This is a genomic window from Candidatus Galacturonatibacter soehngenii, assembly GCF_008830185.1.
Taxonomy (GTDB): domain Bacteria; phylum Bacillota; class Clostridia; order Lachnospirales; family Lachnospiraceae; genus Lachnotalea; species Lachnotalea soehngenii.
In genome coordinates, this window is the sequence record NZ_WAGX01000007.1 from 82,229 (window position 1) to 104,391 (window position 22,163).

Annotated in this window: 17 protein-coding genes; 15 read left to right on the plus strand and 2 right to left on the minus strand. The window is 35.5% G+C overall.

Going from position 1 to position 22,163, the window contains the following annotated elements; translation table 11 throughout:
- Nucleotides 1–73 precede the first annotated feature (73 nt).
- From F7O84_RS15180 to F7O84_RS15195, 4 genes are all read left to right on the plus strand, one after another.
- The gene (locus F7O84_RS15180) at nt 74–1,747 is read left to right on the plus strand and encodes an extracellular solute-binding protein (protein WP_151147174.1); all 1,674 of its coding nucleotides are present in this window, start codon (nt 74–76) and stop codon (nt 1,745–1,747) included.
- A 128-nt stretch (nt 1,748–1,875) separates the two neighbouring features.
- On the plus strand, nt 1,876–4,080 hold the full coding sequence (locus F7O84_RS15185; protein ID WP_151147177.1) for a glycoside hydrolase family 2 protein: 2,205 nt from the start codon (nt 1,876–1,878) through the stop codon (nt 4,078–4,080).
- A gap of 21 nt (nt 4,081–4,101) precedes the next feature.
- Entirely contained in the window at nt 4,102–5,448 is a 1,347-nt protein-coding gene (locus F7O84_RS15190) for a carboxylesterase family protein (protein WP_243140927.1), read from the plus strand.
- A gap of 6 nt (nt 5,449–5,454) precedes the next feature.
- Nucleotides 5,455–6,357 carry an amidohydrolase family protein gene (locus tag F7O84_RS15195; protein WP_151147182.1) on the plus strand — a complete coding sequence of 301 codons (903 nt, stop codon included), beginning with the start codon at nt 5,455–5,457 and terminating at the stop codon, nt 6,355–6,357.
- A gap of 49 nt (nt 6,358–6,406) precedes the next feature.
- Here F7O84_RS15195 and F7O84_RS15200 read toward each other — a convergent pair whose 3' ends face one another.
- Nucleotides 6,407–7,576 carry an aminotransferase-like domain-containing protein gene (locus F7O84_RS15200; protein ID WP_151147185.1) on the minus strand — a complete coding sequence of 390 codons (1,170 nt, stop codon included), beginning with the start codon at nt 7,574–7,576 and terminating at the stop codon, nt 6,407–6,409.
- Nucleotides 7,577–7,693: 117 nt separating this feature from the next.
- On the opposite strand from F7O84_RS15200, the gene F7O84_RS15205 reads away from it, so the two are divergent.
- Nucleotides 7,694–9,097, plus strand: coding sequence for an aminotransferase-like domain-containing protein (locus tag F7O84_RS15205; protein WP_151147188.1), 1,404 nt, complete (start codon nt 7,694–7,696; stop codon nt 9,095–9,097).
- A gap of 9 nt (nt 9,098–9,106) precedes the next feature.
- On the opposite strand, the gene F7O84_RS15210 is transcribed toward F7O84_RS15205, so the two are convergent.
- Nucleotides 9,107–9,475, minus strand: coding sequence for a hypothetical protein (locus F7O84_RS15210; RefSeq protein ID WP_151147191.1), 369 nt, complete (start codon nt 9,473–9,475; stop codon nt 9,107–9,109).
- 186 nt (nt 9,476–9,661) lie between these two features.
- Between F7O84_RS15210 and F7O84_RS15215 the strand changes: the two genes are divergently transcribed.
- The 10 genes from F7O84_RS15215 to F7O84_RS15260 all read left to right on the plus strand — a co-directional run bounded on the left by F7O84_RS15215 (nt 9,662) and on the right by F7O84_RS15260 (nt 22,125).
- On the plus strand, nt 9,662–10,417 hold the full coding sequence (locus F7O84_RS15215) for a polyphosphate polymerase domain-containing protein (protein WP_151147194.1): 756 nt from the start codon (nt 9,662–9,664) through the stop codon (nt 10,415–10,417).
- Nucleotides 10,410–11,087, plus strand: coding sequence for a DUF4956 domain-containing protein (locus tag F7O84_RS15220; protein ID WP_243140912.1), 678 nt, complete (start codon nt 10,410–10,412; stop codon nt 11,085–11,087). The genes F7O84_RS15215 and F7O84_RS15220 overlap by 8 nt, the downstream gene beginning before the upstream one ends.
- A gap of 14 nt (nt 11,088–11,101) precedes the next feature.
- On the plus strand, nt 11,102–12,850 hold the full coding sequence (locus F7O84_RS15225; protein WP_192451786.1) for a carbohydrate-binding domain-containing protein: 1,749 nt from the start codon (nt 11,102–11,104) through the stop codon (nt 12,848–12,850).
- Nucleotides 12,851–13,026: 176 nt separating this feature from the next.
- Nucleotides 13,027–13,317 (plus strand): rhomboid family protein, encoded by a 291-nt coding sequence (locus tag F7O84_RS15230; RefSeq protein ID WP_151147199.1) that lies wholly within the window; start codon nt 13,027–13,029, stop codon nt 13,315–13,317.
- Nucleotides 13,318–13,606: 289 nt separating this feature from the next.
- Nucleotides 13,607–14,776, plus strand: coding sequence for a multiple monosaccharide ABC transporter substrate-binding protein (chvE, locus tag F7O84_RS15235; protein WP_151147202.1), 1,170 nt, complete (start codon nt 13,607–13,609; stop codon nt 14,774–14,776).
- Nucleotides 14,777–14,863: 87 nt separating this feature from the next.
- Nucleotides 14,864–16,426, plus strand: coding sequence for a multiple monosaccharide ABC transporter ATP-binding protein (gene mmsA / locus F7O84_RS15240; protein WP_151147205.1), 1,563 nt, complete (start codon nt 14,864–14,866; stop codon nt 16,424–16,426).
- Nucleotides 16,416–17,585 (plus strand): multiple monosaccharide ABC transporter permease, encoded by a 1,170-nt coding sequence (mmsB, locus tag F7O84_RS15245; protein ID WP_151147208.1) that lies wholly within the window; start codon nt 16,416–16,418, stop codon nt 17,583–17,585. The genes mmsA and mmsB overlap by 11 nt, the downstream gene beginning before the upstream one ends.
- A 172-nt stretch (nt 17,586–17,757) precedes the next feature.
- Nucleotides 17,758–19,392: a response regulator gene (locus F7O84_RS15250; protein ID WP_151147210.1), complete on the plus strand. Its 1,635-nt coding sequence runs from the start codon at nt 17,758–17,760 to the stop codon at nt 19,390–19,392.
- Nucleotides 19,382–21,172, plus strand: a complete 1,791-nt coding sequence (locus F7O84_RS15255; protein ID WP_151147213.1) for a sensor histidine kinase — start codon at nt 19,382–19,384, stop codon at nt 21,170–21,172. Before F7O84_RS15250 ends, F7O84_RS15255 begins: the two co-directional genes overlap by 11 nt.
- A gap of 2 nt (nt 21,173–21,174) precedes the next feature.
- The gene (locus F7O84_RS15260) at nt 21,175–22,125 is read left to right on the plus strand and encodes a substrate-binding domain-containing protein (protein WP_151147215.1); all 951 of its coding nucleotides are present in this window, start codon (nt 21,175–21,177) and stop codon (nt 22,123–22,125) included.
- Nucleotides 22,126–22,163: the final 38 nt, after the last annotated feature.

The following is a 22,163-nucleotide window of genomic DNA, read 5'->3' on the forward strand; positions in this document are numbered from 1 at the left end:
TTTAACAATATCATAATTAACTTACCAAACAGGAAAGACCTATTTGAGGTAAAAAGTAAAAAGGAGAGATAACATGAAAAAGAGAAGTAGTATTTTGGGGAAGCGTGTTCTTACACTTATGATGACAGGTATAATGTGCACATCATTATTGGCTGGTTGTGGTAGTGAGAATAAAAAAAGTAGTACAGAAAGTAACACGACAAGCGATGTGGCAGCTACGGATGAAACAAAAAAAGAGGAAGAAATCGAGGTTGTTAAAGCAACTTACCCTCTAAGAACGGATGATACAACGCTTACTGTTTACTTACGTGATTCTAGTTCAGGCGTTGTAGGTAACTGGGGAGATATCGAAGCATTTAAGATGGCAATGGAAAAATTAGGAGTCACTCTTAAATTTATTCATCCAGCAGTTGGAAGTGAGGCGGATCAATTCAACTTAATGATTGCGTCAAATGAATATCCAGATATTATTTTATGGGATTATTCAACAACTCCTATGGGCATGGAGCAGTTAGTAAATGAAGGTGTACTAATTGATATGGATCAATATATTCGCCAGTATGCACCAAATTATTTAAACGTATTAAAAGGAAATGAAGAATACGCAAAAGAAGCAACTTCTGATAGCGGGCATTACCTTGGTATGTATTCATTTGCATCAAGCTATCCTGTTTCTGGTGGACCGACTCTTCGCGGGGATTTATTAAAGAAAAATAATCTTGAAGTACCAGTAACAGTGGATGACTGGACTAATGTTATGACCAAATTAAAAGAGAGTGGAGATACAAAGTATCCATTAACATCTGGTAAGGGACGTGACGGTAGCGTTTTATTTGATCTTATTTTACCAGCATATAAAACCTCAAATGGTTTTTGTTTAGATGAAACAGGTAATGTTGTATATGGACCATCTACAGAAAACTTTAAAGAATATCTTACAAAATTAAATGAATGGTATAATGCCGAACTAATCGATCCAGAATTTATGTCTAATGATGGAAAAAGTATGAATGCAAAGTTGGCAGATGGAACTTGTGTAGCTGGAAGCTTACAGTTGAATTATCACATTGCTAACATTACAAATACTGCACGTCAAACAAACCCAGAATTTGAGTTTGAAGGAACCACATGGCCAACACTTAATAAAGGTGACAAACCTTCATTCCCAATTGGAAATGGAACCTATTATTCTGGATTACAGGCTACTGTAACTAGTGCATGTAAAGATCCAGTTTTAGCAACACAAGTATTAGACTACTTCTACTCAGAAGAGGGTAATGATTTAGTTTGTTGGGGTATTGAAGGAAAGAGTTATACGAAAGCGGCTGATGGAACTAAGACATATACAGATGGGATTATGAAAAATGCAGATGGAAAAACACCTCAGGAAGCAATTTTACAATATGCAATTCCTACCTATGCTTTTTCAAATATTATTTTATTAGATTCTTATTTGCCAATGGTTACAAGTTTACCAGAACAAAATGTTGCACGTGAGCGTTGGTTAGATGCTGATACAGGAGTAAATATGCCTCGTGTAACAGTTGCTCCTGAAGTACAAAATGAATTCAACACGATTATGAATCAAATAAATACATACCAACAGGAAATGTATATTGGTTTTATCACTGGTCAAGCTAACTTGAATTCTGATTGGGAGACTTATGTTGATACCTTAAAAGGTATGGGAATAGATACAGCAACTCAATATAAGCAAGAAGCTTATATCTTGTATCAGTCTCGCTAATTGATAGCAATCCCAAAAAGCGTCCACAGACGAAATTTTGTGGGCGCTTCTTTCATAAGAAAATAAAATAATAGTTGTAATTTCAATTGATATATGAAGTAATTACATTTGACTTTAAGGAGGTTTCAATGCGAAACATTAATAAATTAGACATCGGATGGGAATTTTCACCATGTACTTTAAACAACGAAGGGATTCCACAAGCAGATAATTGGAATGAGGTAGTTTTACCACATGTATGGAACAAGGAAGAACCAAAGGAGGAAGGAGCAGTCCTTTATCGTTATTATCTAGATATTGACAAGTTAAGTGATGACGACTTATATTTTCTAGACTTTGGTGCAGTCGCAGGGGTTTGTACTGCATGGCTAAATGGAATTATGATAGGAACTCATCGTGGTGGTTATTCGCGATTTCGGTTTCCACTTTCTACTGCTATAAAAGAGGGGAAAAACGAATTGTTTGTTTTAGCAGATAATACTCGCTATAGTGATATTGCTCCTTTGGGTGGTGATTTTAACAATTATGGTGGGATTTATCGCTCTGTAGAATTAATTCGTACAAATACTGCACATTTTGATTTGCTCTATTACGGAACCTCAGGTTTGTTTCTTACGCCTGATACAAATGGTAGGGTACAAGTAAACTCTCGTCTTGTAGGAATTCAAAATAGCATGCAAGTAGAGTACACGATTTTAGATAATGATTCTATTGTAGCACAAACGATTTGTTCGGTAGACAATACGAAAGCTACTATGGTGGTGGAAAATCCCCATCTTTGGAATGGAAAAGAGGATCCTTATTTATATACCTGTAAAGCAAGATTACTAGATAACCATAATTGCCTTGATGAAGTTAGTGTAACGTTTGGATTTCGATCCATGGAACTATCATCAGAACATGGATTTTCACTAAATGGCAAACATATGGTAATATGCGGTGTGGCAAAGCATCAAGATTATGAAGGAGTAGGCTGTGCAACTACCAAAGAACAAATGGATAAGGATATGGCGTTAATCAAAGAGATTGGCGCAAATGCAGTTCGACTTTCTCATTATCAGCATCCTGATTATTTCTATGACTTGTGTGACAGAGAGGGTATGATTGTGTGGGCAGAGATTCCAATGCTTGGAATGCCAGATGGTAATGATGGAGTCGTAGATAATGCAAAGTCGCAACTAACAGAACTTATTTTACAATGCAGTCATCATCCTTCTATTATTTGCTGGGGCATACAAAATGAAATTGCCATGATGGGTGAGAGCCTTGAGATGTACAGAAAAACGCAAGAGTTGAATGATCTAGTAAAAGAGCTAGATAACACGCGCCTGACAGCAAGTGCAAATTTATATTGTGTTAAAAATAAGAGTCAGCTAAACTATATTACTGATATGTTGGGCTACAATATCTATTTTGGATGGTATTACGATGAAATGGAAGATTACAATTCATTTTTTGATAAATTTCATGCGGACAATCCACAGGTTTCGCTGGGGGTATCTGAATATGGCGTAGATTGCTCTGTCACACTTCATGCGACAGAACCAAAGCGAAAGGATTATTCGGAGGAATTTCAATGTTTATATCATGAGACTGTTTATCCGATGATACGCAATCGTTCTTGGTTATGGGGAAGCTTTGTCTGGAATATGTTTGATTTTGGTAGTAGCATTCGAGATGAGGGTGGTGTGAAAGGAAAAAACTGTAAAGGACTTGTAACCTTTGATCGTAAAATAAAGAAAGATTCCTTTTATTACTACAAAGCGTGGTGGAGTCAGGAAGAATTTGTTCATGTGGCAGGCCGTCGCTTTGTCAACCGTTGTGGAGACACTACCGTAATTAAAGTATATTCCAATCAACCAGAAGTTACATTAGAAGTAAATGGAAAGATATTTGGGACTTTATCGGGAAAAAGAGTGTTTGAATTTGAGCAAGTGCCAATGAATCAAGGTGAAAATCGTATTCGCGTTTTTGCAGGAGCTGTGGAGGATGAAATTACTCTAATAGGAGTAAGTCAACCAGATGAAAGCTACATTTATCATGATCCTAATCCAGAGTTTAATGTAAAAAACTGGTTTACAATGGGACAGAGCAAGGAAGATTTGTTTCCAGAAGACTATTATTCTATTATGGATGAAATGGGTACTTTATCTGCAAATCAAGAGGTATGGACACTTTTGGAGCGGGAAGTACCACAAGTTACAAGCAATCCACGAGCAAAAACTATGCCATCCATTACATTATTACGTGTGATTAATCGTATGAGTGGACAATTTGAAGAAGAATTTATCAAACAGCTTAATCTTAAATTGAATCAAATTCCTAAAAATTGAGGAGGAGTGAGGACTGTGGAAATGAATGAAATATTATATTCCACTCCATGTGGAATGATAAAAGGTACTTTGGCTAGACAATCAGGAGCAGTTGCTTTTAAAGGAATTCGTTATGCTAGAGCCAAACGTTGGCAATATCCAGAGGTAGTAACAAAATGGGAGGGTACTTATGATGCTACCCATTATGGTCCTTGTGCATTGCAACAAAGAGCTTATATGCCTGAAACGGCAACAGGTCGTGTGTTTTACTATCATGAATTTCGCGAAAATGCAACATTTACATATGACGAGGACTGTCAGTATCTAAATGTGTTTGCACCAAAGGATATAAAAAATGCACCTGTTATTGTATATATTCATGGTGGGGCATTGCTAGGAGGAAGCAGCGATGAACTTTGTTTTGATGAACCTGTTTGGACGAGAGATGGGGTTGTTGCAGTTACAATAAACTATCGACTTGGACCGTTAGGGTTTGCGTGCTTTGAAGAACTAGCAGCAGTTGATGGACACACAGGAAACTATGGATTATATGATCAGTTAGCAGCGCTTCAATGGGTACATAATAATATTGCTTCATTTGGCGGTAATCCAGATAACATAACCATCATGGGACAAAGTGCTGGAGCAATGAGCGTACAGCATATAATTTCTAGTCCACTTGCAAAAAGACTCGTACATAAGGCAGTACTTTCTAGTGGTGGTGGTAGAGGAAGAATGTTTGGAAAGGAATATTCTATGGAGCACTTTTATCCGTTTTGGAAGGAAGTAATGAGACGTGCCAAAGCGGATAGCTTGGAAGATTTGCGTACAATGGATGCAAAAAATATATTTGATGCTTTTGGCAGTTTATTAGGAGAAAACTTTGCAAAGAATCGTGAAGCCTGCAATTTTGTTGTGGATGGTGCAGCTATGCCATTTTCCATTCATGAAGTGGCGGATAAGAGATTGTATATGGACATTCCTTATATGATTGGTTCAAATAGTGAAGATATGGATCCAAGTTCCATGAACTTAGACGCACAAGAATGGGCACAGGAGCAAAAGACACCTTCATATGCTTATTTATTTAGTCGTCAGCTTCCAGGGGATACAGCAGGAGCCTTTCACAGTGCTGATTTATGGTATTGGTTTGGTACACTGAATCGTTGCTGGCGTCCGTTTACGGAATATGACAAACAACTTTCAGAAAAGATGGAAAAGTATTTAACTAATTTTGCTGCTACGGGTGATCCAAATGGGGACGATTTACCTAAGTGGGAAGTAGCCAAAAGTAGCCGCTCTCTTCTTCTTCTTGGCGACACAAGAATTAATATGGAAAAAGTAGAACCAAGTAGCTTGACGAAAGAGGCCAAAGTTAAAGGTTGGTGATTCGATATGAATAAAGACTTAAAGGTAGATTTACATGTTCATTGTGCGCTCAAACGAAAAGAAACAGGACGTGTATCACCACGTAATCCTTTGGACTGTTATGTTGCTGATGACAAGGAGCTAAGAGCTCACCTAGAGTTGCAGGGAATTGGGAAAGCCGTCCTTATGAGTAGTGGTGAGGGGAAAATAGTAAAGAAGGGGTTTGGAACAAATGAGGAATGTGCTGCAATTGTACAAAAACAGCCCGACTTTTTTGCATGGATGTGTAATTTGGATCCCGTAGATCCACTAACCGTTTATGAACGCATGTTACGTTTGAAAGAGCAAGGTGCCATAGGTGTAGGAGAATTATCGGTGAATGAATGGATGGATAGTCCATTTTTAACAGAAGTGTTTGCCTCGGCAGAAAAGTTAGACTTACCAGTTACGATACATATGAGTCCAGAACCTGGTTATGAATATGGAGTCTGTGACCACGCGGGACTACCACTTTTAGAACAAACCCTAAAGCAGTTTCCAAAACTAAAAATTTTAGGTCATAGTCAGTTATTCTGGCTTGAAATTTCTTCGGATTGTCCGAAAGAAGGAAATCAAAATCGTACGGCTATGGGAAGAGGCCCGATACAGCCAGGAGGTCGCTTAGAACAATTATTTCGAAATTATCCTAACTTATATGGTGATTTGTCAGGTTATAGTGGCAGCTGTGCTATGCTACGAGATGAAGCTTATGGACTTAAGTTTATGGAAGAATTTTCAGATCGATTATTTTTTGCAACTGATACAGTCAATAAACAACAAACGTTTCCTTTCGGGGTTTATATCGATAAGGCCTATATGGAAGGCAGATTGCGTGAGGTTACATATAAAAATATATGCTATCAAAATGCAAAAAGAATTTTTAATATGTAAGAAGAAAAGTGGTAGTTGTAATATAAAAGAGTGGCGAAATGCCACTCTTTTATATTACCTGTGCAATTCTTTTTATCCCCTCAAAAATAGTATCCGTATCCGAATTGGTATAGTTTAACCGAAAGGTAGGAACATTTTTTTTGTTTGTATAAAAAGGATCGCCAGGTACAAAAGCAACTTTATGTTTTGCGGCTCTTTGAAAAAGTGAAAGAGAAGATTGCTTATCTGGAAGGGTTGCCCACATAAACATGCCACCTTGTGGAGTGGTGTAAATGATATCTTTAGGAAAATACATTTGAATCGCTTTTTGCATCGCAATGCTTTGTTCTTTGTAGAGCTTTTTAATTTTGTCAATGTGTTGTGATACATCATTATGGGTTAAATAATCATAGATGACATATTGACAAAATATATTGCTGTGCAAATCAGACGCTTGTTTAGCAATAATTAACTGCTTCATAATGTCTTTGTTTTTGGTACAAATCCATCCAAGACGAAAACCAGGTGTAATAATTTTAGAAATTGAACCAAGTAAAACGCTATTTGGTAACTTACCCGCTCCGATATAAGGCAAATCTTTTCCTGAAAAACGAAGATCCCCATAAGGATCGTCTTCTACCAAAATGGTATTATGGTGAGATAGAATTTCACATATCTTAGTTCGCTTTTCAAAAGAATAGGTAATGCCTGTTGGATTTTGAAAGTTTGGTACGGTGTACATAAGCTTAACATTAGACTGTTTTAGTGATGATTCTAGCATATCGGTATCTAGCCCATCTTCCTTTAAATCAATGCCTATAAATTTGGGCTGGTACATAGAAAAAGCTTGAATAGCACCTAAATATCCAGGACATTCCACTGCCAAGGAATCCCCTTTGTTAATTAGTATTTTGCCGAGTAAATCGAGTGCTTGCTGAGAGCCTGTGGTAATTAGAATATCTTCTTTGCTAAAATCAAGATGATATTTTTCCTCATATCGCTTTGCTATGTATTTGCGAAGTGGCTCATAACCTTCTGTGGTTGCGTACTGAAATACTTTGTTTTCAAAATCTAAAATAACACGATTGGTTGATTCCTTTAGCTCTTTGGAAGGAAAAGAAATTGGGTTTGGGAGTCCACCAGCAAAAGATATCATGTCTTCGTCTTGTGTAACTTTTAATATTTCTCGAATAAAGGAAGATGGGGTGTTAAGAATCCCATCGGAAAATAGTTGTTCCATGCTAACCTCCTTATAATTGTGTGTAATAGCAGTTTGTTTTCTTCATTATAACATTGCAATAATAATACATACAATGTTATAATTGTATGGAATACAATTGTAAAGAGGGTGAAAAAAATGCCAGTCAATTCATTTGAAAATTATCCAATGAGTTGGAAACCAAGTATAACAAATAAAAACAATTCACTCTATAAAGAGTTGGCAAATCTGTTGGAAAAAGATATTAAAGATGGGATATTAAAGCCAGGTACCATGCTCCCTCCTCAAAGAGAACTTGCTGATTATTTAGATATCAATTTAAGTACTGTGTCAAGGGCATTTAAGCTTTGTGAGCAAAAAGGATTAATATTTGGTGCGGTTGGACGAGGAACCTTTGTCGCTTCTGATGTAACAAGTAGTGCAGTATTATTAACGAGAAAAGGTTCAAAAAAGTTAATTGAAATGGGTGCGATTATGCCAACGGTAGAACCCAATCAAATTGTGATGCAAACATTTCAAAGATTGTTAAAGGAACCAGAAGCACACAATATTTTACAGTATGATTTATCAGAAGATAATGTGATGCAAAAAAATGCAGCCGCTAAATGGCTTTTGCGTTCCAATTACCAAGCAAATCCAGAACGGATTTTATTTGCGGCAGGCGGACAAAATGCCCTGGCTGGAATTCTAACTTCATTGTTTCGCTGTGGGGATAAGATTGGAACCAATGAAGTGATTTATCCTGGAATTAAATCCCTTGCCAGTATGCTTGGAATTAAACTGATTCCAATACCTGAAAAAAAGGAGGAGCCTTTTGCCCAAACGCTTTGTCAAGTTTGTAAAAAAGAGGGTGTAAAGGGACTTTATTTGATTCCTGATTATCACAATCCGACCACTGTGACTATGGATATTCATACAAGAAAAGAAATAGCAAAAGTAGTACAAGAGCTTGATTTGATTGTAATAGAAGATGCTATTAATAGTTTACTAAAAGAAAATCCATTGCCACCAATCGCAAGTTATGCAAAGGAAAATGTAATATATTTATCCAGTGTATCAAAGACACTATCGCCAGGTCTAAGAATTGCTTTTGTATCATCTCCTAAAAAGTATTATTCTGAATTATCATTTGGTTTTTATAACTTAAATATTATGGTTTCTCCTTTTTTGATTGAAGCAACAATTCGCTTAATTCATTCAAAAGAAGGAGAAGAGCTTTTAAATGCCAGAAGAGAGCATACAAGAAAAAGAAATTTAAAATTAAATGAAATTCTTCATAAGTATAAAATTTTAGGTGATGAATTGTGTAATTTTAGGTGGCTGATCTTACCAGAAGGATTTACAGGAAAATCCTTTGAGCTTTGTGCGAAAAATGCCAGAGTGCAGCTTTACTGTGCAGAGCGTTTTGTGGTAGGAAATAGTTTGGTTCCGGCGGCTGTGCGAATTGCAGTAACCGCCGAGCAATCAGACGAAGACTTTGAATTGGGATTGTATCGAATCAAAGAGATACTAGAATCAAAAACAGAATTTACTTATTTTTAAGACTAGGTTTTATTTGCATTTGATTTCGTAATCACCAATGAAATCTTGATACGATACCAATAACTTATAATCTTTATTCTTTTTTACCTGAATAAGCTCAGAATAGTTTGTATCTACATCGATGTCCGTTATTACAGCTCCAGACTCATCTGTTAATGTAATAGTCAAACTGCCCTGCTCAATCGTTGAATTGGCAGATATCACGATTGTGTCTTTTCTCGTTGTATGAAAGGTTGTAAGGGAAGCATTACTTGTAGTAGAGTGAATGCTTCCTTTTATAATTGCCAAATATGTAAAATCTGACTGACTATAAAAGAAAATCCCAAGACCAAAAATAAATATAATGCCAATTAAAATAATAATAAAATTCTTTTTCATTTTAAGTTTCCTTTGTAATCATAAATAATAAAAAACTATTATAACAGGTTTTTTGTATTTTTACATAGATTTAATCTTAATTTAACCTGAAATGTTTTTTTAAGAGTAATTTAAGTTACGTAAGTTATGATAGGTACATCAAAAGGAGTTGCAAATAAGGGAATATAAGTAACAGGAGGTAATAAAATGGCTAATTATCAAGGTGTATTCAAACGATATGAAAAAAAATATTTACTTACAGAAAATCAATATCAATTAATGCGAGAAAAACTTGAGGCGTACATGGAAGTAGATTGTTATGGCTTGCATACCATCAATAATATTTATTATGACACACCCGATTATCAACTAATTAGACAATCATTGTCAAAACCAGTTTACAAAGAGAAATTAAGGTTACGTAGTTATGGAACAGCGACTTTAGAAAGTGATGTTTACATAGAAATTAAGAAGAAGTTTGATGGTGTTGTATATAAAAGAAGAGTATCCATGAAGCTTTTGGAAGCGAATAAGTATTTATTAAGAGAAAAACAGGCAAATAAGACCACACAAATTACAAAAGAAATAGACTGGTTTTTAAAAGTATATGAATTGTCTCCAAAAGTATTTCTTGCTTATGACAGAATTGCTATGTTTGGAAAAGAAGATGAGGAATTAAGAATTACTTTTGATACGAATATTAGATGGAGAGAAGAGAACCTTGATTTGACAAAAGGATCTAATGGAAGGCAACTGTTACAGTCAGGTCAAGTATTGATGGAAATAAAAATTCCCCAAGTAATGCCTTTATGGTTAAGTCATTTACTAGATGAACTTAAAATACGCTCCACCTCATTTTCAAAATATGGAGAGTGCTACAAAAATTATTTGATTCACAGCTTCTTAAAAAATATGGATAACAATATTAAGAACATTCAAATAGGAGGAAAACATTGTGCTTAACAGTATATTAACAACAACCACTTCAGGAGATATTACCTTTCAAAGTATTATTCTTTGTACACTCGCATCCTTAATATTAGGCATGGGAGTAGCTATGGTATATATGTATAAAAATAGGTATTCTAAAAATTTTGTGATAACCTTGGCATTATTACCTGCATTAATTCAACTAGTCATTATGATGGTAAATGGAAACCTTGGCGCAGGCGTAGCAGTCATGGGAGCATTTAGTCTAGTGAGATTTCGCTCCGTTCCTGGAACGTCTAAGGAAATCTTAACTATATTTTTTGCAATGGCACTAGGACTTACAACTGGAATGGGGTATGTTGGCTATGCAGTGGTATTCTTTTTCATTATTGGTCTTGCCATGATTGTTTTGGCGGGAAGTAAGTTTGGTGAAAAAACGCAGGCCGAGAAAGAATTAAAAATTACCATAGCAGAAAGTTTAGATTATAACGGTATATTTGATGATTTATTTGAGAAGTATACCAATGCTTTTGAACTAGTAAGAGTAAGAACGACAAACATGGGAAGCCTCTATGAATTACAGTATCATATTATGATAAAGAATCAGGCATTGGAAAAAGAATTCATTGATGAAATTCGCTGTAGGAATGGAAATTTAAACATTACCTGTGGAAGAGTTCCTACCAATAAAGAAGAATTGTAATGGAGGAATACAAAGTGAGAAAACGCAAAATAAAAATATGCGCTATAGTAATGACAATCATGATGATATCAATAAGTATAGTGGCCTGTGGTACGTCAAATACAATAACAGAGTCTGTGGTTATTGAAACTGAGAGTGAAAATGAAACAACCACTACTAAAACGCAGGATACCACTACCTCGGACTTTACATATACAAGTGAAGATATTGATGTAGGCTATGACGAGGCAAGTGCAACAAAAATTGTATTGGATGGTGATTCCATCCGTGTAGATGGGGATGGAGCCACAGCCAAAGATAATATAGTTACAATCAGCAAAGGTGGGACTTATGTTTTAAGCGGCACATTAAGCGATGGTCAAATCATCGTATCTGCAGATAAACAAGATACGATTCGGATCGTATTAAATGGTGTAGAAATGAATTGTTCCACCAGTTCTGCTATTTACTGTGAACAATCTAAGAAGGTAATCCTTATTTTGGCAGAAGGTACAATTAATACCATTTCAGATGCAACTACCTATGTGTATGAAAGTACTGATGAAACAGAGCCAGATGCAGCAATCTTTTCAAAGGATGATTTGATATTGACAGGAACGGGAACGTTAAATCTTACTGCAAATTATAACAATGGTATTCAGTCAAAAGACAATTTACTTCTTGCATCTGGTACTTATAACGTTACTGCTATAAATAATGGACTTCATGGGAAAGATTCTCTTACGATATTAGATGGTACCTATACCATTGACGCAAAACATAATGCCATTCATTCGAAAGGCAATTTGACCATAGACGAAGGAACATATTCCTTAAAAGCAGTGAAGAAAGGTTTGCATGCAGACCAACTGGTAACCGTAAATGGAGGAAGCATTGATGTATCTGAGTGCTTTGAAGGAATGGAAGGCGTAAGTATAACCATCAATGGCGGTGATATTAATATTGTAGCAAGTGATGATGGATTAAATGTTGCCAATCAAGATGAAACAGATACGACAACAACCGAGATTACGCAAGAACAGAGACCACAAGCAGGCAATCAATTGGCGCAAGCCGAAGGTGAAATGCCACAAGTCAATGGTGAAATGCCACAAGGCGACAGCCAAATACCACGAGGTGGTGGCGGCCAAATGGGCGATGGAATGGATGTGGTAGACGAAGATTGCATCATTACAATAAATGGAGGAAAAATTACCATTGATGCAAGTGGAGATGGCATTGACTCAAACGGTCATGTTTATATGACAGGCGGAGAAGTTTATGTAAATGGTCCTACCAGCAACGGAGACGGAGCACTTGATTATAACGGTGATTTTATTATCAGTGGTGGAACACTTGTTGCGATTGGAAGTTCAGGCATGGCACAAACCATTAGTGATGCTTCAACACAAAATGGACTTGAAGTTATTTATACGCAAAGCCAAAAAGCAGGTAGTATCGTATCCTTATTAGACAGCGATGAAAAAGAAATCATATCCTATACCTCCGTCAAGGATTACAGTTCAATCGTAATAAGTACGTCAGCATTAAAGGCTGGGGAAACCTATACATTAACATACAATGGTACAGCACTTGGACAAATTACCTTAAGTGATATTTCCACCGTAGTAGATGAGACGGGAGCACAAGCAACTGTTAATACCATGCGAGGTGGCGGGCCAAGAGAGCGAGGTGGACAAATGCCACAAGGGCAAGGTGATATGCCTCAAGATATGCAACCACCAAATCAAACACAGTCAGGTGAAACAACTACGACGAATTAAAACTTTCTTATGTTGCTTCATAAAAGTATGAATTATAAACATTCCCTTTATTGTGGCTATAAAAATTTAGAAAATATACACACTATAATAACAAACATGTTATAATAGAAACCATTAAAAATGGTTAGTGAAAACTGGGACACCCTAGAAAAAATAGCACTGATGGAGGCATTCATATGTTTAAGAAAAAAAGTGTAACACCTGCAAGCTTAGGAATTCGTGGTTTGATTGGAGCTTATTTATTATATCTAGCCTATACCCTAATACCTGCCATTCAAAAAGCACCAGATACAAAAGAAATGATTTTTTGGATTGCAATTGTTGCAGTATTTTCAATCGTAGGAGGATTGGCAATCATATTTTCTTTAAAATCATTTATAAAAGGTGAATATGATAAGGGCGAAGAGAATGAACTTCAAGAAACAATAAGTTTGGATAGTGACAAAAAGGATGAAGAAGAAAAGTAAAAGTTAGCGAAAAAGTGGTTGCAAGTGTTTTTACATTGTAGCTACTTTTTTTATACAAGAAAAACAGCTAACATAGAATCACACAATAAAAAAGCATGAAGCAAAAAGTGTGTTTGTATAATATAAATAAAAAAACACAATACAGAATGTATAATATGTACAATTAGCAAATAAATTTTATAGAACATAAAAGAATATTGTATGTAATATGTATATTTTGTTTGTTATACTGTTCTCGTAGCAGTAAGGGAGATATTTAAAAACAAATTGTTAAGGAGGATTTTTAAGTATGAAAAAGAAAATTATTAGCACATTGTTATGTGCGACAATGGCAGCAACTTTGTTAGCAGGTTGTGGAAGTTCATCCACTCAAACAACGGAGAACGCTCCTGCTAAAACAGAATCAGCTACCGAAACAAAAGAAGATTCAGCTGCAACAGAAACACAAAAAGCTGAGTCAAGCGGTAAAAAAGTTGGCGTAGCGATGCCAACACAGTCATCTGAGCGTTGGATTAACGATGGCGCGAATATGAAATCAAGACTAGAAGCACTTGGCTATGAAGTTGATATGCAGTACGCAGAAGATGATGTTCAGCAGCAGGTTTCTCAAATTGAAAACTTAATTGCAAATGGAGCAGATTGTTTGGTTGTTGCTTCTGTTGACTCCACAGCATTGGTTAATGTTTTAAAACAAGCAAAAGACAATAATATTCCAGTAATTGCATATGATCGATTACTCATGGATACAGATGCAGTTTCTTACTATGCAACCTTTGATAACAAAGCCGTTGGTACTGCAATTGGTAAATATATCGAAGAAAAGAAAGATTTAAAAAATGCGAAAGCACAAGGCAAATCTTACACAATTGAATTCTTTATGGGTTCACCAGATGATAACAATGCAGTATTTTTCTACAATGGTGTAATGGAAATCTTACAACCATACTTAGATGATGGTACTTTGGTTTGCAAAACAGGAAGAACTAAATTTGAAGATACAGCAATCCTTAGATGGTCACAAGAAACAGCACAACAATGGTGTGAAAACTACTTATCAGGCTATTATGCAGACGAAAAACTTGACATTGCTTGTACCGTATTTGACGGTTTTGCATATGGTGTTCGTGCAGCATTAGAAGGTGCAGGATATTCAGTGGATAAAGACTGGCCAATTATTACAGGTCAGGATGCAGAGCTTATGGCTACAAAGAACATTATTTCAGGTTATCAGACTATGTCAATCTATAAAGACACTCGTGTACTTGCTGACAAGTGTGTAACGATGGTTCAAGCCGTTTTAGAAGGAACAACACCAGAAATTAACGACAAAGAACAATATAACAACAACGTAATTACAGTTCCTTCATACCTTTGTACACCAGTTGCAGTAGATAAAGACAATTATAAAGAAATAATTGTTGATGGTGGATATTATACAGAAGAACAATTAGCAGAGTAATTTATCTACGAGATATTTAAATATAGGTGGCGGCATGCGGCTGCCACCTGTTTTAAGCTAAAAAGCTTAGAGAAGGAGTTGAAAAATATGTCTGATATCATCTTGGAAATGAGTCATATCACCAAAGAATTCTCTGGTGTAAAAGCCCTTGACGACGTAAATCTTCAAGTAAAGCGTGGGCAGATTCATGCATTGTGTGGTGAAAATGGAGCTGGTAAATCAACACTTATGAACGTTTTATCTGGTATCTATCCTTACGGATCTTATTCGGGCGAGATACGATACAATGGAGAAGTAGGACAATTTCACAATGTTAAAGACAGCGAGCAAAAGGGTATAGTTATCATCCACCAAGAGCTTGCACTGAGTCCTTATTTAACAGTAGCAGAAAATGTTTTTATGGGAAATGAGCAAAAATCCTTTAAGGGAGTTATTGATTGGACGAAGACTAGAACAAGAGCAAAGGAAATGCTTGCAAAGGTTGGTCTTGAAAATGAAGATATTAACGCACCTATCAATTCTTTAGGTGTTGGAAAACAGCAATTAATTGAAATAGCCAAAGCAATGGCAAAGAAAGTTGAATTATTAATTCTTGATGAGCCGACAGCGGCACTAAATGATGAAGAAAGTAAAAAGCTTCTAGAAATCATGCTAGAGCTAAAAAAACAAGGAATTACATGTATTATTATTTCACATAAATTAAATGAAATTAGTTATGTAGCAGATGCGATTACGGTGATTCGAGATGGTAAAACGATTGAAACACTCGTAAAGGGAAAAGATGAATTTACAGAAGACCGCATTATTAAAGGTATGGTTGGACGTGAATTAAAGAATCGCTATCCAGAACGAACAGATTGTAAAATTGGTGACGTTATTATGGAGGTAAAGGATTGGAATGTTTACCACCCAGATGATGCACAGCGACAAATGATTAAAAACATATCGTTTCACGTAAAAGCAGGTGAAGTGGTTGGGTTTGCAGGGCTTATGGGAGCTGGAAGAACTGAGCTTGCAATGAGTATTTTTGGTAAATCATATGGACAAAAGATTTCAGGAAGTATCAAAATTCATGGAAAAGAGGTTCATATTAAAACAGTGAAAGATGCAATCAATCATAAAATAGCCTATACCTCTGAAGATCGAAAAAACTATGGTTTGGTGCTGATTGATGATATCAAACGAAATATGACAATGGCTGCACTTCGCAATTTCTTTTCTAAAAATGGTGTAGTAAACAGCAGTGAAGAAATCGTAGCCGCAGAAAAATATAAGAAGCTAATGAATGTAAAAGCACATTCCATCGACCAGACGGTAGGTTCTTTGTCTGGTGGTAACCAACAAAAGGTAGTGCTTGCAAAATGGATGCTGACAGAGCCTGATGTTCTCATTCTAGACGAACCTACAAGAGGAATCGATGTAGGAGCAAAGTATGAAATCTATTGTGCAATTAATGACCTTGCCAAATCAGGAAAGGCAGTCATAGTTATTTCCTCTGAAATGCCGGAAGTCATCGGTACCTGCGATCGAATTTATGTCATTAACGAAGGAAAAATAGCAGGAGAATTATCAAAAGAAGAAGTAACACAAGAAAAAATCATGAAATGTATTATGCAGCACAATGGGAAGGAGAATAAAGATGGAGAATAAAAAAACAGTCAATTTGGATATGAAACAATATGGTATGGTAATTGCTTTAATTGCAATATTCTTACTTTTTTATGTGTTATCAGGTGGCAAAAATGCTTCTGCAACAAACATCAATAATTTAATCATGCAAAATGGTTATGTTGTTATCTTAGCAGTTGGTATGCTTTTATGTGTATTGACAGGTAATATTGATTTAGGGGTAGGTTCCGTTGTAGCATTAAGTGGTGCCGCTGCAGCGATTTTAACCATTGATATGAAGCTTCCTGTGCCAGTTGCATTTCTAGCAGCTTTGGCAGTGGGATTAATCTCTGGTATCTTCGTAGGATTCTTTGTTGCTTATTTAGATATTCCGCCATTTGTTGTAACACTTGCTACCATGCTTATGGGGCGTGGTCTAACTTACACGATATTAAAAGCGCAGACAAAAGGACCATTACAGCCTGATTATACATGGGTAGGTGCTGGATTTTTACCAACCATTAAAGTACCGTTTGGAAATGGAACCATTGATTTAATCTGTATTCTTGTTGCTACGATTGCAAGTATACTACTTATTTTATCCGAAATAAAAAATATTAACACCAAGAAAAAGTATGGTTTTGCCACCAACCCAACTTGGCAGGTAGTATTAAAAATTGTAGTAATTTTAGCAATTATATGGTTTTTCTTTTTCAAGATTGCTACTTATAACGGAATTCCATATGTACTGTTATTAATGGGAGTTTTGGTAGGAGTATATCATTTTGTAACAAGTAAGACTGTAGCAGGACGTCAAATCTATGCACTAGGAGGTAATGCGAAAGCAGCAAGACTTTCTGGTATTGATACAAGAAAAGTTTTCTTCTGGGTTTATACCAATATGGGTATCTTAGCAGCAGTAGCAGGTATCGTATTATCAGCACGTAATGCATCTGCAACACCAAAAGCAGGTGATGGCTTTGAGCTTGATGCAATTGGTTCTTGTTATATTGGCGGTGCAGCAGCGGCTGGTGGTGTAGGAACTATCATGGGAGCTGTAGTTGGTGCTTTTATTATGGGTATTCTTAATAATGGTATGTCACTAATTGGATGGTCTACGGATATTCAAAAGGTAGTAAAAGGTATAGTTTTATTAGGTGCTGTTACCGTTGACGTATTATCAAAGAGAAAAAAAGCATAAGAAATAATAAAGTAATAAATTATAAGATATAATAGCAACTAGTAATTTTGTTTTTTCAGAATTACTAGTTGTTTGTATATAAAAGATTATAAAATAGGATTTACACAAAATTAATATCTGATTATAATGATAACAAACGGGTTATATGAAAGAGTGAATAACGGAGGGAACCATGAGTCAATATAGTGTAATGCTAGTCGATGATGAGGAAGAAGTGAGACAGGCAATCATCAAAAAACTAAATTGGGAAGAGGCAGGATTTCATGTCATTGCTTATGCAGAAAATGGAGAAGAAGCCCTCGAACTTGCAGAAAATCTTAGACCTGATGTGGTTATGACAGATATCCATATGCCATTTATGGATGGTCTAACGATGTGTAGAAAATTAAAAAGTATTGCTAAGAATACAAAGATTATTATATTTTCAGGTTACGATGAATTTGAATATGCAAGAGAAGCCATTCAGCTTGAGGTCGAAGAATATATCTTAAAGCCAATTGATGCAGTTAAGTTGAAACAAATATTTGAACGAATTAAGAAAAGTTTGGATGAAGAAATCGAGGAAAAGCGTAATATAGAAAGGCTTAAGAACTACTATTATGAGAGTCTTCCAATAATGAAAGAACAATTTATGGGAAGCTTGTTAGAAGGAACGTTAGAGGAGAATAAGATTGAGGAATTAAAAAACCTTTATGATAGTGACCTAGATGCAAATTATTATGCGGTAGCAGTGATACGTTCGGAATCTCTTAATCTTGAAAATGCCACGGAGAACCGACAAGAAGAAATGTATTCTCATCTGCTTCCAGTTTCTCAAAAGCAAATAGTTGATGAAAATTTAGAGAGTATATTTTCCTATCGAAGTTTTATTTATCTGGATTGGGTTATTGTAATTGCCCTATTAGAGGAAAGTAAGGATATATCCAAATTCATCAATGGCATGAATCAGATATGTAAAATTACCTCAAGGATGTTAAATGTAAATACTTCTGCGGGGATTGGACAACCTTGTAATAGCTTAGCTAGATTATCTCATTCTTATAAATCGGCAAAGAGTGCCTTTGAGTACAAAATATTAGTAGAACCAAATCAAGCTATTTACATTCAAGATATTGAGCCAAAGGCAGAAGAACGCATTCGTATAGATGAAAATGAAGTGCAGACCATTATGAAGGATATTAAGGTTGGTAGTAAGGAGGAGTTACAAGAGTCTATTAACCAGTTGATTCTAAAGGTAAAGTATTCTAAGATATCGATTTCCCAGCTGCAACTTTCTATCATGGAAATATTTGTTGAGTTAATTAGACTTGGAAGAGTTTATGAAGTAGACGTAGAGCAAATAGCGGGTGAAGATTTTAATTGGTATCAAGATATCAGTAAATTTTCTACATTAGATGAGATCGGAAGCTTTTTACTAGGTATTTGCATGAAGGTTCGAAGGTTAATACGAAGAGAACGTACCGATACCGCCAAATTAATTACACAAAAAGCGATTGCCTATATTGATGAAAACTACAGCAACCAAGAATTATCGGTGGATATGATTTGCAGTATTTTAAATGTAAGTGCAGCGTATTTTTCTACAATTTTTAAGAAGGAAACGGGAATGGGATTTGTCAATTACCTAACAAAAGTTAGAATGGAGCAAGCGCTACATCTACTAAATTCAACATCAGAAAAAGCATACACCATAGCTGGACAAGTCGGTTATGCAGAGCCCAATTATTTTAGTTATGTCTTTAAAAAAGAATACGGAGTATCTCCTTCCAAATATCGTGCAAATCAGGTAGAGAAGAATGAAAGATAGAATCAATAAACTAATTAGACGTCTTACCAAAACCTATCAAAGAAGAAGTATACAATTTACTATTTCCATTTCTTTTACTGCGATTGCAATTATAAGTATGGGCTTTGTTGGTTTGACCTTATATGAAAAATATATAGAAAATTCAAAACAGCTTGTAACGCAAAAGAATAAGCAATTGATTGATCAAGCAAGCCTTAATCTAAATACCTATATAAGAAACATGATGAATATCTCAGATACCATGTATTATAGTGTAATTAAAAGTAAGGATTTGGCGATTGAAGATATGGATAAAGAAATGGCTCTTTTATATGAAGTAAACAAGGATAACCTAATCAGTATTGCTTGTTTTGATGATTCAGGGAAACTGATTGCGGCTTCGCCAGTTGCAACTATGAAAACAGATGTATCGGTTCAAAGTCAAGATTGGTTTATTCAAGCAAACAGAAAAATCGAGAATTTGCATTTTTCAAAGCCACATGTTCAAGAACTGTTTGATGATAGTAATTTTCGTTATTACTGGGTGGTATCCTTAAGTCGTGTGGTTAGCTTGACCTATCAAGGCAATACAAGCCGAGGTATTTTACTTGTTGATATGAACTTTAGTGATATTGAACAGCTCTTTTCAAAGGTGAATGCAAAGGGCGAGGGCTATGTTTATTTAACAGACAGCGAAGGAGAGTTAATCTATCATCCAAGACAAAAGATGATTTATACGAATCTAATGGAGGAAAACAATAAAACAGCGGCGCAGTATGAAGATGGAACCCATATGGAGACATTTCAAAAAGAAGAAAGAGCAGTTGTTGTTAAGACAGTTGGTTATACTGGGTGGAAAATCATAAGCGTAACACCAATTAAGGAAATTGCAATTAATTTAAACCAATTTAAGTTTTTTACAGTGATTATTCTTGGTGTATCGGTAATTGTTATTATTTTTGGAAATATATTAATATCTCAAAAGGTTACAAACCCCATTCGAAAGCTCGAAAAGTCAGTTCGTGATTTGGAAAGCGGTAATTTGAATTCTCATATTTATACAGGAGGTTCACATGAGATTCAACATCTTGGTAAGACCATTACATCCATGGTAAATCAAATGAAGTATTTGATGGATGATATCGTAAAAGAGCAAGAAGAAAAAAGAAAAAGTGAGCTAGATGCCTTGCAATCTCAAATTAATCCTCATTTTTTATATAATACGCTAGATTCTATTGTATGGATGGTAGAGTCGGAACGTTATCCAGAAGCAATATCAATGGTTACGGCACTTGCAAGCTTATTTCGAATCAGCTTAAGCAAAGGAAAAAATATCATTTCTATAAAAGATGAAATTGAACATGCGAAGAATTACTTGAAAATACAAAAGGTTCGTTACAAGGACCAATTTAGTGTAACGCTTGACATTGATCCGCAGATTATGAATTACAGTACCATTAAGCTGATTGTACAACCTCTTTTGGAAAATGCGATTTATTATGGTGTAGAATCAATGAGAGATGAAGGGATGATAACGATTCGAGGTTATGAAGAAGAGGGTGATATTTATATTGAAGTATCCGACAATGGAATGGGAATTCCGTTTGAAGAACAGTCTCTTCTCTTGACAGACAATAATAGGGCTAGAAAAAGAGGTTCTGGTATTGGGCTAATAAATGTACAGCAAAGAATTCAGTTGTATTTTGGCAAAGAATATGGACTACAAATACAAAGCGAGTTAGATGAGGGAACGACAATAATTATTCATCTTCCAAAAGTTGAATATAAGGAGGAAAAATAAGGATGAAACGAGTTAGTTGGATTGTGGTAGGAGTTTGCTTTCTAAGCTTGTTTCTTATTATCTCCTCTCAAGTCTATAGCGAAAAGCAAACGAAGAGTTCCAAACAAATATCCGTCATATTATACGGAAATAATATTGATCGCTGGCAAAGCTTAAAACAAGGAATGGAACAAGCAGGTAAGGATTATGAAGGAGAAGTTAACTATGTTCTTATGTCTTTAGAACATGACAAAGAAGAGCAGCTTTCACTGATACAAAGAGAGATTGACAATCATGCAGACGCTGTCATTATAGCTGCAAATGATAGCTCCATGGATCTGTCAAGTATTCGATTGCCTTCAAAAAAATATCCAATTCTATGCGTTGAATCAGGAGTGGATAATCAAGACATTGCTCTTGTTAGTGCTGATAATTATAAGATGGGAGAAAGTCTTGCGATGGAAGTGATTGACCATGAAAATGAGATTGCTAAAATAGCAATTGTTATGAATCATCAGCAAAGAGACAGTGTAAAGGCTAGATATGAAGGGTTTTACAATAAGATAGTAGAAAAATTTGATAATTTTACTTTTTGGAGAAGCGAAAAAGGGGAAAATCGAGCAATTATTTTTGCTCAACGAGAGCTGACACAAGAGGCTGTGGATGTCGTGGTCGCTTTAGATAATTCTTCTTTAGAGGCTGTGATTGATGCTACACTAAACCTCAATAAAAATGTTAAGATATATGGGATTGCAAATTCTGATAAAGCAGTTTACTATCTCGATAATGGTAAGGTTAAAACGTTGGTTTATCAGGATGAATTTAGTATTGGATACATTAGCGTAAAAAGTATATTGGATGGAACGACTTACAAAAAGGAAAAGATGTCTCACTATATTAAATATCATGTAGTGGATGATACAACGTTGTATTTGCCAGAGAATCAACATGTACTTTTTCCATTTGTAAAGTAATAAAGAGGGTTAGCATTTTGTCGTTAACGACGAGTGAA

Coding starts and splice junctions, on each gene's coding strand:
- F7O84_RS15180 (WP_151147174.1), top strand. CDS start 74: ATGAAAAAGAGAAGTAGTATTTTGGGGAAGCGTGTTCTTACACTTATG.
- F7O84_RS15185 (WP_151147177.1), top strand. CDS start 1,876: ATGCGAAACATTAATAAATTAGACATCGGATGGGAATTTTCACCATGT.
- F7O84_RS15190 (WP_243140927.1), top strand. CDS start 4,102: ATGAATGAAATATTATATTCCACTCCATGTGGAATGATAAAAGGTACT.
- F7O84_RS15195 (WP_151147182.1), top strand. CDS start 5,455: ATGAATAAAGACTTAAAGGTAGATTTACATGTTCATTGTGCGCTCAAA.
- F7O84_RS15200 (WP_151147185.1), bottom strand. CDS start 7,576: ATGGAACAACTATTTTCCGATGGGATTCTTAACACCCCATCTTCCTTT.
- F7O84_RS15205 (WP_151147188.1), top strand. CDS start 7,694: ATGCCAGTCAATTCATTTGAAAATTATCCAATGAGTTGGAAACCAAGT.
- F7O84_RS15210 (WP_151147191.1), bottom strand. CDS start 9,475: ATGAAAAAGAATTTTATTATTATTTTAATTGGCATTATATTTATTTTT.
- F7O84_RS15215 (WP_151147194.1), top strand. CDS start 9,662: ATGGCTAATTATCAAGGTGTATTCAAACGATATGAAAAAAAATATTTA.
- F7O84_RS15230 (WP_151147199.1), top strand. CDS start 13,027: ATGTTTAAGAAAAAAAGTGTAACACCTGCAAGCTTAGGAATTCGTGGT.
- chvE (WP_151147202.1), top strand. CDS start 13,607: ATGAAAAAGAAAATTATTAGCACATTGTTATGTGCGACAATGGCAGCA.
- mmsA (WP_151147205.1), top strand. CDS start 14,864: ATGTCTGATATCATCTTGGAAATGAGTCATATCACCAAAGAATTCTCT.
- mmsB (WP_151147208.1), top strand. CDS start 16,416: ATGGAGAATAAAAAAACAGTCAATTTGGATATGAAACAATATGGTATG.
- F7O84_RS15250 (WP_151147210.1), top strand. CDS start 17,758: ATGAGTCAATATAGTGTAATGCTAGTCGATGATGAGGAAGAAGTGAGA.
- F7O84_RS15255 (WP_151147213.1), top strand. CDS start 19,382: ATGAAAGATAGAATCAATAAACTAATTAGACGTCTTACCAAAACCTAT.
- F7O84_RS15260 (WP_151147215.1), top strand. CDS start 21,175: ATGAAACGAGTTAGTTGGATTGTGGTAGGAGTTTGCTTTCTAAGCTTG.